Source organism: Tenggerimyces flavus (assembly GCF_016907715.1).
Classification (GTDB): Bacteria; Actinomycetota; Actinomycetes; order Propionibacteriales; family Actinopolymorphaceae; genus Tenggerimyces; species Tenggerimyces flavus.
The window spans coordinates 696451-711054 of sequence record NZ_JAFBCM010000001.1 but is presented as its reverse complement, the minus strand read 5'-3'; the positions used below and the strand labels follow the sequence as shown (position 1 = coordinate 711054).

The window sequence follows — 14604 nt, the reverse complement described above, 5'->3', positions numbered from 1 at the left end:
GAAGTCCCTTCAGGCGGGCTGAGCTTCGAGCTCAGGGTCGAGGGCCGGCTTCTTGCCGGTCAGGCTCATGAACACGTCGTCGAGCGTCGGGCGGTGCGACGAGACTCGCGACACCGCGATGCCGTGCGCGCGCAGCGTGTCGAGGACGCGATGCAGGTGGGTCACGCTGCCGTCCGACGGGAGGGCGAGTACGTGGTCGCCGCCCGCCGGCGCCGCGGCGGCCCCGAGCAGCGAGGCGGCCCGGGCGAGGTCGGTGGCGCTGTCGAACCACAGCTCGAGCCGTTCGCCGCCCACCTCGGCCTTCAGCGTGTCGGCCGTACCCTCGGCGGCGACCTTGCCGTCGTGGATCAACGCGATCCAGTCCGCGAGCCGGTCGGCCTCCTCGAGGTACTGCGTGGTGAGCAGGATCGTCGTGCCGTCGCGGACGAGATCGCGTACGACCGCCCACATCGTCGTCCGGCTCGCCGGGTCGAGCCCGGTCGTCGGCTCGTCGAGGAAGATCACGCGCGGCCGGCCGACCAGGCTCATCGCGAGGTCGAGCCGCCGGCGCATGCCGCCGGAGTAAGTCTTCACGCGCCGGTCGAACGCGTCGGCGAGGTCGAACCGTTCGATCAGCTCGACCGCGCGCGTTCGCGCGGCGCGGCGGCCGAGGTGCATGAGCTGGCCGATCATCACGAGGTTCTCGCGGCCGGTCTGCTCGTCGTCGACCGCGGCGCTCTGCCCGGTCAGGCTGATGACGCCGCGCACCGCGAGCGGCTCGCGGACGACGTCGTACCCGCCGACGTGGGCGGTCCCGCCGTCGAGCTTCAATAGCGTGGTCAGGATGCGGATGGTGGTGGTCTTGCCGGCTCCGTTCGGGCCGAGCAGCGCGTACACGGTGCCTTCGGGCACGCGGATGTCGACGCCGTCCAGCACCCGGTTCGTGCCGAACGCCTTCTGGAGGCCGGTTGCCTCAACGATCATGTGCCCCTCCCGAGGAGCTTGGTTACTGCGTATGAGGTACGCTGATTAGCGTAGCAGGTACGCAGTTATTGGCAAGAGGCCATACTGAGCGATCGTGGAGGCCCAAAGATGAGTGAGCAGCCCGACCCGGCTGAGCTACCCGAGGACGTCGCGCTGCTCTGGGGGCTGCGGTCCAGCACCAGGCGCGGGCCCAAGCCGACGCTGAGCGTCGACGACATCACCAAGGCGGCCGTCGACCTCGCCGACGCCGAGGGGCTCGCCGCGGTGTCGATGGCGCGGGTCGCGCAGAAGCTCGGCAACTCGACGATGGCGCTCTACCGGCACGTGAAGAGCAAGGACGAGCTGCTGCTGTTGATGGCGGACGCGGCACTCGAGGAGCCGCCGGAGTTCCCGCCGGACGAACGAGACTGGCGCGCGGCGCTCACGACCTGGTCGAACGGCGTTCTCGCCGCGATCCGCAGGCACGCCTGGTGGGTGCAGATCCCGACCAAGGGGCCGCCGATCGGACCGCACAACCTGGCCTGGTTCGACCGCGCGCTGTCGACGTTCGCGCACACGTCGCTGCGGGAGGACGAGAAGGTGCAGCTCGTCATGTCGCTGCTGATGTACATCCACGGCGAGGTCTGGCTGGGGACGCAGCTGCCCGAGCAGGGCGCGCAGTTCGTGACCGACTACGGGACCGCGCTGGGCGCCGTCGTCGACCCGCGGAAGCTGCCCTCGTTGGCGAACGTCGTCGCGGCGGGCGTCTTCACGGTCGAGCCGGGGGAGATCGTGGACTCGGGCGACGACTGGGACTTCGGACTGAACGTGGTCCTCGACGGCATCGGCGCGTACATCGCGCGCCGCGAAGGGTCAGCGTGACGACGGTCGTCCTGTTCACCCGGGACCTGCGGGTGCGCGACAACCCGGCGCTGGCCGCGGCGTGCCGGGACGACTACGTGGTGCCGTTGTTCGTGCTCGACCCGCGGCTGCTCGAGGCCTCGCCGAACCGGACCGCGTTCCTCGTCGACAGCCTCGCGTCGCTGCGTACGGAGTTGCGCGACCGGGGTGGGGATCTCGTCCTCCGTTCCGGGGAGCCGGTCGCCGAGGCTTTGTCGCTCGCCGCTTCGGTCGGGGCTTCGCGGATCGTCGCGAGCGCCGACGTCAGCGCGTACGCCGGCCGGCGGGAGGCGCGGCTGGCGGCGGCCGACGTGGCGTTCGCGACGTACCCAGGCGTCACGGTCGTGCCGCCGGGGGAGCTGCGGCCGACGGGCGGCGACCACTACCGGGTGTTCACGCCGTACTGGCGCGCCTGGGAGCGCGCGAGCTGGCGGCCGGTCGAGCGGGCGCCGGCCCGCGTCCAGCTGCCGGGCGGCCTGGCGGTGGGCCGGCTGCCGGCAAGGCCGACGGACGTCTCGCCTCTGCTGCCGCGCGGTGGCGAGGACGTCGGGCAGCGGCTGCTCGCCCGGGTCGGCCCGGGTGATCGGGACGCGCTTGCCGCGGACGAGACGACGAGGTTGAGCCCGTACCTGCACTTCGGCTGCGTCTCGCCGCTCGCCGTGGCGACCCGGCTGCGCGGGAAGGCGGACGAGGTCGTGCGGCAGCTGTGCTGGCGGGACTTCTTCCACCAGGTGACCTCGGCGTTCCCCGCGATCGGGACGCGCGACTACCGCCCGGGGCGGCGCTCGTGGGCGTCGGGCCAGGAGGACGCGATCGAGGCGTGGCGGCAGGGGCGTACGGGCGTGCCGATCGTCGACGCGGGCATGCGGCAGCTCCTCGCCGAGGGTTGGATGCACAACCGGGCGCGCATGGTCGTGGCGTCGTTCCTCACCAAGCAGCTGAACGTCGACTGGCGGATCGGCGCCGCGCACTTCCTGCGCTGGCTGGTCGACGGCGACGTCGCGAACAACTCCGGCAACTGGCAGTGGGTCGCGGGAACGGGCAACGACACCAGGCCGAACCGGGTCCTGAACCCGCTGCGGCAGGCGTACCGCTTCGACCCGACCGGGGACTACGTCCGGCGGTACGTGCCGGAGCTCGCCGAGGTCTCGGGGAAGGGGGTCCAGGAGCCGTGGAAGCTCGAGCCCCCGCCGCCCGACTATCCGCCGCCACGGATCGATCCTGTCCCCAGTCGCGGGTAGCGTCCCCGCCATGAGCCCCGACGACCGCCCGCGACCGCCCCGGGTCGGCGACGAACGCACGACGCTGGACGGCTTCCTCGACTTCCACCGAGCGACGCTGCTGTGGAAGTGCGAGGGGCTGACCGACGAGCAGCTCAAGCTGCGGGCCGTACCTCCGTCCGACCTGTCGCTGCTGGGCCTGGTCCGGCACGTGACCGAGGTCGAACGGGGTTGGTTTCTCTGGTTCGCCGAGGGCGAGCAGCCGGCCGAGATCTACTGCACCGAGGAGCAGCCAGACGGCGACCTCGTCCTCACGGACGCCGATCCGGCGGCCGACCTGGCGCGGTACGAGGCTGAGATCGGCACGATCCGGGCGAGGCTTGCCGGGCTCTCGCTCGACGACGTGCGCGACGGTGTCGGGCTGCGGTGGCTCTACGGACACCTCATCGAGGAGTACGCGCGGCACAACGGGCACGCCGATCTGCTTCGAGAGGTCATTGACGGTTCCACGGGGGAGTGAGGAAGTCCGCACGCTGCGTTCATCGCCTTGGCCGGTGTCGGATGCTTAAGGTGTGCTGGGCATTGAAATGGGAGGTGGGCGATGAGCACGGTGGAAGCCAATCCGGAGCTGAGTCTGGACGAGTACCGCGGGGAGCTGCTCGGCTACTGCTACCGGATGTTGGGCTCGGCGTTCGACGCCGAGGACGCCGTGCAGGAGACGATGATCCGCGCCTGGCGGAGCCAGAGCAGCTTCGAGGGGCGGTCGTCCGTACGGTCCTGGTTGTACAAGATCGTCACGAACGTCTGCCTCGACATGATCGAGAGCCGCAAGCGCCGCGCGCGGCCGATGGATCTGTCGTCGCAGGCGTGGCAGCCGGTCGAGGCGTCGCTCGCCCACCGGCAGCCGGAGGACACCTGGCTCGAGCCGATGATGGACGCCCAGATCACGCCGATCTCCGCCGACCCGGCCGACATCACGATGGGCCGCGAGTCGATCCGGCTCGCGTTCGTCGCCGCGCTGCAGTACCTCCCGGCCCGGCAACGCGCCGTCGTGATCCTGCGCGAGGTGCTGCGCTGGAAGGCCGACGAGGTCGCGACGCTCCTGGAGACGTCCGTGGCCTCGGTCAACAGCGCGTTACAGCGGGCGCGGGCGACGCTGGACGAGCGCGGGCTGAGCGCGGGACGGTCGTACGACCCGCTCGACGACGATCAGCAGAAGCTGCTGGCGGAGTACATGGCGGCGTTCGAGGCGTACGACGTCGACCGGTTCGTGAAGCTGTTGCACGAGGACGCGACGCAGAACATGCCGCCGTTCGAGCTGTGGCTGCAAGGCCCGGAGGACATGATCAAGTGGATGCTCGGTCCGGGGATCGGCTGCGTGGGCTCGAAGCTGAAGCCGCTGGTGGTCAACGGCGCGCCAGCGTTCGCGCACTGGAAGCCGGGGCCTGACGGCAAGCACGTCCCGTTCGCGATCCAGGTGCTCGAGATCAACGAGGGCAAGGTGGTGGGCATCACCAACTTCCTCGAGCCGAAGCTGTTCCCGCTGTGGGGTCTGCCGGAACATCCCGACGACGACCGATGAGTTTCCGCCTCCCGTTCGGTCTACCGGCTAGTCGCCCACCGAACGGGAGGTCTCGTCGTGCCACTCGCCACCACCGCGTCCGCTCGCTACACCTGGGACCAGCGCCTCGCGCTGACCCTGGAACGCCGCTACACCGCGTCCGCCGACGACCTCTGGCAGGCCATCATGGCCGGCGCCTGGCTCGACGAGCCGATCCGGCTGGAGCCCGTGGTCGGCGGTGAGGTGTCGCTCGGGTCGCTCGGAACGGGTCGCGTCCACGGCCTCCAGCCTCGCCACCTGCTCGTCTTCACCGCCGGCCGGAACGTCTACCGCTGGGAGCTCACGCCGTCGGGTGAGACCTGCCTGCTCGTGCTGACCGACCTGGTCTGCGGCGTGGGCGAGCTCCCGACCACCGCCGCCCGCCTCCAGCTCGCCCTCGAAGCCCTCGCCGCCCACCTCGGCGACCCTTCGGCTGAGCTGCTCGAGCTGGACGAGCTCGTCCGTCAGCACACCGAGGCCCTTCACGTCGCCTGAGCTGTCTCCAACGGCGCGGGCTCCCTGAGCCGGTACGTGAGCAGGCTCGCGCCGAGCGGCAGAACGACGAGGGCGGCGAGCATCCAGCGCAGCGACGTCTGCTCCGCGAGCAGGCCGAGCGCCGGGGCGAAGACGCCGCCGACGCTGACGGCGAGGCCGAGGGTGACGCCGCTCGCAGTACCGATGCGGTTCGGCAGGTAGTCCTGGCCCAGCGTGATGTGCAGCGAGAACGGGACGTACAGCGCGATCGCCGCCACCGCGATGAACGCCAGCAACGCCGGACCCGGCACGAGCACGATGCCGATCACCGCGCCCACCGCGACCGCGTACGCCGCGCGCATCGTGCGCACCCGGCCGAAGCGGGTCGCCAGCCGGCCGCCGAGGATGGTGCCCACTGCGCCGCCGGCGAACAGCAGGAACAGCGCGACCGCGCTCACCGTGTGACCAGGCCCGACCCGCTGCTGCACGTACAGGCTGAGGAACGTGCTCAGCCCCACGTACAGCACCGACCGCAGCACGATGATCGCCGACAACGTACGGAACCTCGGCCAGTCGTCGACACCGCCCGCCGTCGACCGGCGCTTGCCGGCCACCGGCCCGGAGCGCAGCAGCGGCAGCATGACCACCGCGCCGAGCACCGCCGGCACCAGCAGCCACGGCGTCGCGGCCAGCCCGCCGGCCGCCAGGATCGGCGCGGCGACCAGCGGCGCGAGCGCGAAGCCCACGTTCCCGCCGAGGGAGAACCAGCTCATGCCGACGTGCGTCCCGCCGGTCACTGAACGCGCGAGCCGCGCCGCCTCCGGATGGAACGCCGCGACGCCGAGGCCGGAGATCGCGACCGCGACCAGCGCGGCGACGTACGACTCGTGCAGACCGACGAACGCGACGCCGGCACCCGCAGCGAGCATCGCCAGCGGCACCAGCGCGGGGAGCGCGAACCGGTCGGTGAGCAGGCCGAACGCCGGCTGCACGACCGACGACAGCAGCGTCGCGGCGAGCACGAAGCCGGCGACCTGGACGTAGCCGTACTGCCGCTCGGCGACGAGGAACGGGACGAGCACGGGCACGATGCCCTGGTAGATGTCGACGCTCCCGTGGCCGAACACGAGGAGTCCGGTCGGGAGCCGGCCAGTGGTCCGCACGTTCTCCAGCATCGCGCCGGTCGGGCGGTCCCGCTTCCGATAACCTGCCATTCAATGTCGATTTCCCGCCACCAACCCGTCGCACCTACGAGCCTGCGCGAGCTGGCCGCCGGGGCGGGGATCGACCCGCACCGGCACGACGACCATCAGCTCGTCTACGCGGCGAGCGGGGTGCTGTCGCTGACGACCGACCGCGGCCGGTGGATCGCGCCAGCGACGCGGGCGATCTGGATCCCGGCGGGGACGACACACGAGCACCGCGCGTATGGGCGGACCGAGCTGCACCTCGTCGGCCTCCCGACCAGCGCGAACCCGCTCGGGCTGACCGAGCCGGCGGTCCTCGCGGTCGGACCGTTGCTGCGCGAGCTGATCGTCGCGTACACGAAGGCGCCGGACGCGTCGACGCCCGAGCGCACCAGGCTGCGGGCCGTGTTGCTGGACCAGCTGCGCGAGTCGCCGCTCCAACCGATCGTCCTGCCGGCTGCGCGCGATCCGCGACTCGCGGCCGTTTGCGCTGTGCTGGAAGCAGATCCCGGCGACAACCGCCCGCTCGCGGAGCTCGGCGGCGAGGTGGGAGCGAGCGAACGGACGTTGTCCCGGCTGTTCCGCGCCGAGCTGGGCCTCACGTTCCCGCAGTGGCGTACGCAGCTGAGACTGCAGCAAGCCCTGATCCTGCTCGCCGAAGGCCAGCCCGTGACGACCGTCGCCACCCGCTGTGGCTGGGCCACCCCGAGCGCGTTCATCGACGTCTTCCGCCGCACCCTCGGCACCACGCCCGGCACCCTCACCCGCCGCGTTTGAATGAAGGGCACCTTCATTCAATAGGTTGGTATGAAGGTGCCCTTCATGAGAACCAGCTGAGGGCGAGGAGGGCGCCGATCGCCAAGCAGACAACGATCTTCAGCGTCGGCAGCACCCGCGACACCCACCCGTCCCAGCGCAGCTGATCCGCCGCCGCGTACCGGGACACCAACGTCACCGCGCGCCCGAGACCGAAGCCGAGCCCCGTCACCACAGCCACCCACACCGACGGCGACGACAGCAGCAACGCCAGCGCCACGACGTACGGTGCCGTCGCCGACACGTACGTCCGCACGCCCGTCCCCAGCTCGAAGCCGAACTGCAACGACCCCCGCCACAGATGCCGCTGCAAAACGTCCTGCGGCACCTGCCGCGTGTTCTGCGGCAGCCAGAACCGCACCACGCCCGCGTCCCGCAACGCCCCGACCACGGCAATCGCCAACACAGCAACGTGCCGCCACGTCAGTGGAACGAACGAGCCCAACCCCGACAGCAGGAACAACACCAGCGCCGACACGACCCCGCCGAGCAACAACCCGAGCGAGAACAGCGACACCGCCAGGTGCTGGTAGACACCTCCCCGCCCACCTGGCGAGGTCAGCGCGAGCGCGCTGTTACGCGTTCAAACCGAGCCCGACAACGCATAGCCCGCGAGCCCACCGACAACAGCCCACACCAGCAGAACGGTCACGCCGATCCCGTCAGGATGCGCCAGGTGTTCTGCCCCACGACGCCGTCCGCGGTCAGCCCCTTCGACGTCTGGAACGAGCGCACCAGCGTCTCCATCGACGAGGAGAACGTCCCGTCCACGGTGATGACGAGCCCGAGCTTGTTCAGCTGCCGCTGCGCCGCCCGGACCGCCTCGCCGGAGTCGCCCCGGCGGACGGTCACGACCAGCAGCGCCCAGGTCGCCGCATCGACCACGCCGTCGGCCGCCAGCCCCTCCGCGGTCTGGAACTCCATCACCTGGGCCTCGGTGTCGACGCCGAAGATCCCGTCCACGTTCGTCGCGTAGTCGTGGTAGGGCACCAGGTGCTGGACGGTCTGCACGTTCGGCCCGCGCTCGCCTCGTTCGGTGTCCGGCCAGGTCACTGTGGTCGGGCAGCCGCAGTCGGTGTTGAACCGGCAGATCGACCGCACCCAGCCCGACGACGTCCGCCGGTAGCCGTCGTGGCAGCGCCGCTCGATGTAGCAGCCGCACGCCCCGCAGGCCGCCTCGTACCGCCACAGCCAGCCGTCGTACGTGCCGCCGAAGCAGCCGTTCGGACGCAGCGTCCAGGTCGTGCCGTCGTTCTTGTGGAAGCCCGCGTTCGCGCCGCTCGTCTCGCACGAGTCCGCGTAGACCGTGCTCGGGCCGCAGCCCGGCGAGCAGTCGTGGGAGGACGCGTACGACGGACAGGGGCCGTCGTAGATGTCGTAGCCGTCCGCGTACGCCTTGCGCGCGGCGGGGAACACGCCCAGCGCCGCGAAGCCCAACGCCGTACCGGCCTGCAGCACGCGCCGGCGGGTCGTCGCCCAGCTCACCGCGAACCTCCCAGCGGGATGGAGTGCGAGAACGACTGCACGAGCAGCCGCCGCAGTGCGTCTCGCGACCCGATCGGCTCCGACCGGACCACGTTCGCCGAGCGGTCCAGGACGACGGCGAACGGCGTCGCGACCGCGTCGTACCGCTCGAACAGGTCCGCCTTGCCCTCGTGCACGGTGACCCTGTCTCCCGCTGTCGGCGCGGCGCCCTCATACAGCACGTGCAGCAGGGGAACGCCCGGTCGCCCGGCCTGTTCCGACGCCTCGACGAGGACCTCCGAGCAGGTCGAGCAGATCGCGCTCAGGAACAGCAGCACGGCCGGCTCGCCCGCCGGAATCCCCAACTGGGCAAGGGCAGGCGCCGACGAGCCAGGCAGGATGCCGACCCGGTCGGGACGGCGTGGACCGGTGCCCGACTCCAGCCGGTGCACCTGGTGAACGAGACGGGCGACGACCAGCGCGAGCAGGATGATCGCGACCCAGCTGAGGATCAGTGCGCTCGCGAGAAACGTCATCTCCGCACTCCTCCGTTGGCATGAGCTCGGACTCGGAGCCGTTCGACCAGGCTCGGCATCTTCTCGGCGGCACTGCCGGCGAGCGGGACGACGGTCATCCAGACGCCCGGTGCGTCGAGGATGAAGTACGGACTCCCGTCGGTCAGCCAGTCGGCGAACAGCTCGCCGCTCGCGGTCGCCTTGGAGTCCAGGCCGGCCAGCTGCCGGCGGCGGTCGTTCGTCGGCGTGGACAGCTCGAGCAAGCCGAGCCCCGGGACTTCCTTCATGATCGTGGCCGGGTTGGCGAACTGGCAGCCGGCTCTGGGGTCGGGCCTCAGCACCAGGCCGTCGTCACGTTCGGCGACGTTCAGCGCCCGCAGGATGCCGAGCAGCTCCGCCGTCGATCCGCGCGGTAGCTGGGTGACGAGCGAGTGCTTGGTGCCCAGCCAGGCACCGATCAACAGCTCCTCGACCAGCATCGCCTGGTTGTCGTAGGTCCGTTTGGTCGCGGTGTGGAGGGTGCCGCCCTGGTAACCGAGCCGCTCGGTGAACGCGTCGATCCCGACGGTCGCCGCGACGTCGCGGCCGAGCGTGGGCGCGCCGGAGGTGAACTCGTGCAGGCGGTCACCGATCATGACCTCGGCGACCGAGGTCGCCGGGCAGCTGAGGTCCAGCTCGCCGTCGAGGAGGAACTGGACGCCGTCCAGCGCCCTGTGCACTGCCGCCATGCCGAACCGCCTCTCGGGCTCGGAGCTAACTACCAGGGCGTAACCGTTCGCTGTCAATATATTGCGAAGGTGACGCCGGATCGACCATCCTGCAGCAAACGGCCAGAATGGCCGCGATGGTCGATCCGCGCCGGTTGGTGCCGAGGACGGACACCGTGCTCGGTGCGCCGGAGCTCGCCGATGCCCTGGCCGCGTACGGACGCGAAGCGGTGAAGGCCGCTGTCGGGGTGGCGCAGGAACGGGTACGCGCCGGCTCGATCGCTCCGAACGAGGTCGTCAACGCGACCTTGACGGCGCTCTCACCTGCGGCGACTCTGCGGCCGGTGATCAACGCGACCGGCGTGCTCGTCCACACCAATCTCGGCCGCGCAGCGCTGTCGGAGGCCGCTCGGGTTGCTGTCGTCGAGGCGGCGGGGAGTACGGACGTCGAGTTCGACCTCGCCACCGGAGCTCGCGCGCGGCGCGGTCGGGGTGCGCTCGCGGCCCTCGCGGCCGCCGTTCCGGACGCCGAGGCCGTGCACGTCGTCAACAACAACGCGGCGGCGCTGCTGCTCTGCGCGCTCGTCCTCGCGCCCGGTCGCGAGATCGTGCTGAGCCGCGGCGAGCTGGTCGAGATCGGAGACGGGTTCCGCATCCCGGAGTTGCTGGCGTCCACAGGTGCGCGGCTGCGCGAGGTGGGGACGACGAACCGTACGTCGCTCGCCGACTATCGCGGGGCGCTCGGGCCGGACACTGGCTTCGTGCTGAAGGTGCACCCGTCGAACTTCCAGGTGACCGGCTTCACCGCCACGGTGCCCGTACCGGAGTTGGCTGGACTCGGCGTTCCGGTGGTCGTCGACATCGGGTCGGGGCTGCTGCGCCCACATCCGTTGCTGCCCGACGAACCGGACGCTTCGACGATGCTCCGCGACGGCGCCGCGCTGGTCACGGCGAGCGGGGACAAGCTGCTCGGCGGCCCGCAGGCGGGCCTGATCGTCGGACAGAAGGACCTCGTGGAGAAGCTGCGACGGCAACCTTCGGCGCGGGCGCTGCGCGTGGACAAGCTGACTCTCGCCGCGCTGGAGGCGACGCTGACCGGGCCGACGGTGCCGGTCGTACGGGCACTCGAGCTCACCGCCGACGAGCTGCGCCCGCGCGCCGAACGGTTGGCGAAAGCCCTTGCAGACAAGGGAATCGACGCCTCCGTCGTGGCCTGCGCGTCAGCCGTCGGCGGTGGTGGCGCGCCCGGCGTCGAGCTGCCCAGCTGGGCCGTGAGCCTCCCGGAGCCGTACGCAGCCGCGCTTCGGCAGGCGACGACGCCGGTGGTGGGCTACGTACGCCACGGACGCTGCCTCCTCGACCTGCGCACCGTGGAGCCGGCAGAGGACGCGGCGGTCGAGCAAGCTGTGCTCAGTCTTCGGTGAGGAGCTGCTCGCGCAGCTGTCCCAACGTCCGAGCGAGCAGCCGGGACACGTGCATCTGCGAGATGCCGAGCTCGGTCCCGATCTGCGACTGCGTCATGCCCTTGAAGAACCGCATCAACAGGATCTTCCGGTCGCGCTCGGGCAGCTGCTCCAGCAACGGCCTCAACGACTGGCGGTTGTCGACGCACTCGAGCCCAGGGTCGATCGTCCCGAGTCGCGCGGACAGCTGCAACGAGTCGTCGGAGTTGTCGGGAGTGTCCAACGGCACGGTGGCGTACGCGTTCGCGGACTCGAGGCCCTCGAGCACGTTCTCCTCCGAGACCCCGATCCGCTCGGCGAGCTCGGCGATCGTCGGAGATCGACCGAGCTGCTGGGTCAGCGTCGTGGTGGCCGCCGAGAGTGACATGCGAAGCTCCTGAAGCCGCCGCGGTACGCGTACCGACCAGCCCTTGTCCCGGAAGTGGCGCTTGATCTCGCCGAGGATCGTCGGCGTCGCGTAGGTGGAGAACTCGACGCCGCGCGTCGGGTCGAACCGGTCCGTGGCCTTGATCAGGCCGATCGTTCCCACCTGAATAAGGTCTTCCAGCGGCTCGTTGCGGTTCCGGTAGCGACGCGCGATGTGCTCGACCAGCGGTAGGTGCAGCAGGATCAGCTCGTCGCGGATCGACTGCCGTTCCCATTCGTCGGTCTGGGGCTGAGACAGTTCCCTGAACAGTCTCTTCGTCTCGGTGCGTTGGCCGTGAGCATCGCGTGTCGGGCGCGCGACGATGGTGGCCGTCATGAGTCACGTCCCGTGAGAAGTCGCAACCCAAGGCGTCTCGGCTCGCTGTGGTCCACTTCCACCGCCTTAGTCAGACTTCGCAGGATCTGCCATGCGAACGAGGTGTCGGCTGGCATCGGTCGGGCGCCGGCGGGAACGGACAGCGCGACCAGCAGCTGGTTGTCGAGCTGGAATCGGCAACTCAGCCTGGACTTCGGGTCGGCGAGCTCGATCAACATCGCGGCAGCCTCGTGCACGGCGATGCGCAGGTCCTCGACCTCGTCGATGGTGCAGCCGAGACGAGCGGCGAACGAGACGGCGGTCGTACGGAGCACCGATACGTACTCGACCTCTGCCGGTATCTCGAACTCGGCAGTGACGGTGTCGAAGTCGTGATCGGACAGCTGTTCCGTACCTCCCATCGCGTCTCGCCACCTCGTCGTCATGAGTCACTCGTACCCACAGGAGCGGCGGCCAATCGCCAATCTCGGTTAGGGATTGACCCAGCCGTGCGGGTCCTGGAGGTCCGGATCGCTTAGCAGATATGCGGTTGCGGACGGTTGAGCTGCACGTTCGTCCAACGTGCCATAGAAGATCGTGACCCGGACGCGAGCGCTCTCTTCGGGAGCCTGGTCGAACGGATCCTTGTCGAAGACGGTCACCCGGCCGCCGCCCACGAGCCGGCTCGGGTTGTCGATGATCCAGTCCTCGAGGATCGCCCGAGCGACCTCAGTCGCCGGGCGATCCTCGACGGTGCTGTCTTCCGCGACCGCGTCCCGCACCCAATCGTCCTTGACGCGTCGATCGATTTCGTAGGTGTACGGCACGGACACGGCTCATACCCCCGTTAGGTGAACAGACTGACGCCACCAGGCCCGACGAGCAGTCCCACGATGATCAGCACGATGCCCGCGATCATTTGGCGACGTACGAGTGCGACGATGCCGGCAATGACCAGGATCGCAGCGATAATCCACAGGATGGTTCCCATCCAGTTTCACCTCCTCGGCCTCGCCAGGGAGGTTCCCTCGGGGGACACCAACAAACGTCAACGAGCAGTGCGACCCCAGGCGCCTACGAGGGTCGGCAGGACGAACGTGGCGTTGGCCTCGGCGACCTCGGCGGCGATCCGATGCCGCAACGTCTCCAACCCGAAGTCGGGGGAGTCGACGAGCCCCGAGTGCTCCATCAGCGGCAGCATCGTCGAGACCAGCCCGGTGAGCGCCTTGGCGCCGTCCTTCGTGGTGGTGAACGGGCGGAAGCCGAGCGCCTCGGTCTCGGTGATCCCGGCCTCGTCGAGCACGCCGTCGAGCCGTGCTCCGAGGGCCGGATCCATGCCGGCGTGCCGTACGGCGGCCGCCATCAGCGCGACCGTGCGATAGACCGTCGGGCAGAACGGGTCGGCGCGCGCGGTCAGGTAGTCCCACTCCATCGCGAGGTAGAGCCCGCCGGGCCTCAGCGACGCGGCGTGGTGGCGTACGACCCTTGCCGGATCCTTGCAGAAGACCAGAACGAGGCGGCCGACGACGGCGTCGAACTGTCCGCCGGTGTCCCACTCGCCTGCTTCGCCCTGTTCGAACCGGACGTTGTCGAGGCCGCGGGCTCGGGCGCGCTCGCGGGCTTGGCTCAGCGCCTCCGCGTCCCGGTCGACGCCGACGACCTGCCCGTCTGGGCCGACGAGCTCGGCCGCGGTGAGCGCGGCGTCGCCGAGCCCGGTGCCCACGTCGAGCACCCGCATGCCGGGCCGCAGCCCGGCGACCTGCATGATCGCCCGGGTCGCCGGCTCCAACAGCTTCGCCTGCTGGTCAATCCGGAGCAGCTCGGACGTCGTGTGGCCGATGACGTACTCGTCGTTGATCGTCGCCATACCAGCATCGTGGGTTCGTGACCGGGTGCCCAGCCATGGGACCGGCTCCTTAGATCCGGCCTCAGTTGCCTTATTTCGGCGCGCGACCTGTGGTGATGCCGTCGAAGGCGACCTTGCAGACGGCGTCGGCCAGGGATTCGGGAGAGAGGCCTCGGGGGCGGTACCACTCGACGAGCGAGTTCACCATGCCGAACAGCAGGCGGCTGGTCACGGCGGGGTCCACGTCGGGGCGGATGTCCCCCTCCGCCTCGGCCTGCCGGACCAGGTCGGTGACGATGCGGTCGAACTGCCGCCGCCGGGCGAGCGCCGCGCGTTCGACCTCGGTGTTGCCGCGGGCGCGGAGCAGCAGCGTGACGAACGGCAGCCGCTCGACGAGCACGACCACCGCGCCCCGGACCAGCCGCTCCAACCGCGCGAGCGCCGGACCGGACGCCCCCGACACCTCGTCGGCGACCTCGAACAGCCCGTCCAGTGCCCGGTCGGTCGCCAGCCGCAGCAGCTCGTCGCGCGACGACACATGGTGGTAGATCGCGGCCTTCGTCACGCCGAGCCGGCGCGCGAGGTCCTCCATCGAGGTGCCGTCGTAGCCGCGCTCGTTGAACAGGTCGACGGCGACAACGAGCAGCGACTCCAGGTCGTACCCGGGTCTGCCGCGCCGTGCTGCCGTCTTCACAGCGACCACGCTAGCATGATTAACTGACCGTACGGTTGGTTAATCGTCGAGAGGT

Annotated in this window: 19 protein-coding genes; 7 read left to right on the top strand and 12 right to left on the bottom strand. The window is 70.2% G+C overall.

Annotation, left to right across the window (positions count from 1 at the left end; all coding sequences use genetic code 11):
- Nucleotides 1-9 precede the first annotated feature (9 nt).
- Nucleotides 10-963: an ATP-binding cassette domain-containing protein gene (locus JOD67_RS03505; protein ID WP_205115076.1), complete on the bottom strand. Its 954-nt coding sequence runs from the start codon at nucleotides 961-963 to the stop codon at nucleotides 10-12.
- A 108-nt stretch (nucleotides 964-1071) separates the two neighbouring features.
- Between JOD67_RS03505 and JOD67_RS03500 the strand changes: the two genes are divergently transcribed.
- From JOD67_RS03500 to JOD67_RS03480, 5 genes are all read left to right on the top strand, one after another.
- Nucleotides 1072-1824 (top strand): TetR/AcrR family transcriptional regulator, encoded by a 753-nt coding sequence (locus JOD67_RS03500; protein ID WP_205115067.1) that lies wholly within the window; start codon nucleotides 1072-1074, stop codon nucleotides 1822-1824.
- Nucleotides 1821-3083 carry a cryptochrome/photolyase family protein gene (locus JOD67_RS03495; RefSeq protein WP_205115065.1) on the top strand — a complete coding sequence of 421 codons (1263 nt, stop codon included), beginning with the start codon at nucleotides 1821-1823 and terminating at the stop codon, nucleotides 3081-3083. The genes JOD67_RS03500 and JOD67_RS03495 overlap by 4 nt, the downstream gene beginning before the upstream one ends.
- Before the next feature lie 10 nt (nucleotides 3084-3093).
- Entirely contained in the window at nucleotides 3094-3582 is a 489-nt protein-coding gene (locus JOD67_RS03490) for a DinB family protein (RefSeq protein WP_205115063.1), read from the top strand.
- Nucleotides 3583-3663: 81 nt separating this feature from the next.
- Nucleotides 3664-4644 carry a sigma-70 family RNA polymerase sigma factor gene (locus JOD67_RS03485; RefSeq protein ID WP_205115061.1) on the top strand — a complete coding sequence of 327 codons (981 nt, stop codon included), beginning with the start codon at nucleotides 3664-3666 and terminating at the stop codon, nucleotides 4642-4644.
- 57 nt (nucleotides 4645-4701) lie between these two features.
- On the top strand, nucleotides 4702-5157 hold the full coding sequence (locus JOD67_RS03480) for an SRPBCC family protein (RefSeq protein ID WP_205115059.1): 456 nt from the start codon (nucleotides 4702-4704) through the stop codon (nucleotides 5155-5157).
- Here JOD67_RS03480 and JOD67_RS03475 read toward each other — a convergent pair.
- Nucleotides 5145-6350: an MFS transporter gene (locus JOD67_RS03475; protein ID WP_239553705.1), complete on the bottom strand. Its 1206-nt coding sequence runs from the start codon at nucleotides 6348-6350 to the stop codon at nucleotides 5145-5147. The two genes, JOD67_RS03480 and JOD67_RS03475, sit on opposite strands and share 13 nt — an antisense overlap.
- Nucleotides 6351-6353: 3 nt before the next feature.
- On the opposite strand from JOD67_RS03475, the gene JOD67_RS03470 reads away from it, so the two are divergent.
- Entirely contained in the window at nucleotides 6354-7100 is a 747-nt protein-coding gene (locus JOD67_RS03470) for an AraC family transcriptional regulator (RefSeq protein WP_205115057.1), read from the top strand.
- Nucleotides 7101-7143: 43 nt separating this feature from the next.
- Here JOD67_RS03470 and JOD67_RS03465 read toward each other — a convergent pair whose 3' ends face one another.
- The 4 genes from JOD67_RS03465 to JOD67_RS03450 form a co-directional block, all read right to left on the bottom strand.
- Nucleotides 7144-7656 (bottom strand): hypothetical protein, encoded by a 513-nt coding sequence (locus JOD67_RS03465; protein ID WP_205115055.1) that lies wholly within the window; start codon nucleotides 7654-7656, stop codon nucleotides 7144-7146.
- Nucleotides 7657-7787: 131 nt separating this feature from the next.
- Nucleotides 7788-8624, bottom strand: coding sequence for a peptidoglycan-binding domain-containing protein (locus JOD67_RS03460; protein ID WP_205115053.1), 837 nt, complete (start codon nucleotides 8622-8624; stop codon nucleotides 7788-7790).
- Nucleotides 8621-9139: a hypothetical protein gene (locus tag JOD67_RS03455; protein ID WP_205115051.1), complete on the bottom strand. Its 519-nt coding sequence runs from the start codon at nucleotides 9137-9139 to the stop codon at nucleotides 8621-8623. The genes JOD67_RS03460 and JOD67_RS03455 overlap by 4 nt, the downstream gene beginning before the upstream one ends.
- Nucleotides 9136-9846: a hypothetical protein gene (locus tag JOD67_RS03450; RefSeq protein ID WP_205115049.1), complete on the bottom strand. Its 711-nt coding sequence runs from the start codon at nucleotides 9844-9846 to the stop codon at nucleotides 9136-9138. The genes JOD67_RS03455 and JOD67_RS03450 overlap by 4 nt, the downstream gene beginning before the upstream one ends.
- A 116-nt stretch (nucleotides 9847-9962) precedes the next feature.
- On the opposite strand from JOD67_RS03450, the gene selA reads away from it, so the two are divergent.
- Complete coding sequence (gene selA / locus JOD67_RS03445) at nucleotides 9963-11249, top strand: L-seryl-tRNA(Sec) selenium transferase (protein ID WP_205115047.1); 1287 nt, start codon at nucleotides 9963-9965, stop codon at nucleotides 11247-11249.
- Here the strand turns inward: selA and JOD67_RS03440 are convergent.
- The 6 genes from JOD67_RS03440 to JOD67_RS03415 form a co-directional block, all read right to left on the bottom strand.
- Nucleotides 11236-12030 carry an RNA polymerase sigma factor SigF gene (locus tag JOD67_RS03440; RefSeq protein ID WP_205115045.1) on the bottom strand — a complete coding sequence of 265 codons (795 nt, stop codon included), beginning with the start codon at nucleotides 12028-12030 and terminating at the stop codon, nucleotides 11236-11238. The genes selA and JOD67_RS03440 overlap by 14 nt on opposite strands.
- Nucleotides 12027-12455 (bottom strand): ATP-binding protein, encoded by a 429-nt coding sequence (locus tag JOD67_RS03435; RefSeq protein WP_205115043.1) that lies wholly within the window; start codon nucleotides 12453-12455, stop codon nucleotides 12027-12029. The genes JOD67_RS03440 and JOD67_RS03435 overlap by 4 nt, the downstream gene beginning before the upstream one ends.
- 45 nt (nucleotides 12456-12500) lie before the next feature.
- Nucleotides 12501-12791: a hypothetical protein gene (locus tag JOD67_RS03430; protein ID WP_205115040.1), complete on the bottom strand. Its 291-nt coding sequence runs from the start codon at nucleotides 12789-12791 to the stop codon at nucleotides 12501-12503.
- Between the two features lie 65 nt (nucleotides 12792-12856).
- Complete coding sequence (locus tag JOD67_RS03425) at nucleotides 12857-13000, bottom strand: GPGG-motif small membrane protein (RefSeq protein WP_205115039.1); 144 nt, start codon at nucleotides 12998-13000, stop codon at nucleotides 12857-12859.
- Nucleotides 13001-13057: 57 nt separating this feature from the next.
- Nucleotides 13058-13876, bottom strand: coding sequence for a class I SAM-dependent methyltransferase (locus tag JOD67_RS03420; protein ID WP_205115037.1), 819 nt, complete (start codon nucleotides 13874-13876; stop codon nucleotides 13058-13060).
- Nucleotides 13877-13946: 70 nt separating this feature from the next.
- Nucleotides 13947-14549: a TetR/AcrR family transcriptional regulator gene (locus JOD67_RS03415; protein WP_205115035.1), complete on the bottom strand. Its 603-nt coding sequence runs from the start codon at nucleotides 14547-14549 to the stop codon at nucleotides 13947-13949.
- Nucleotides 14550-14604: the final 55 nt, after the last annotated feature.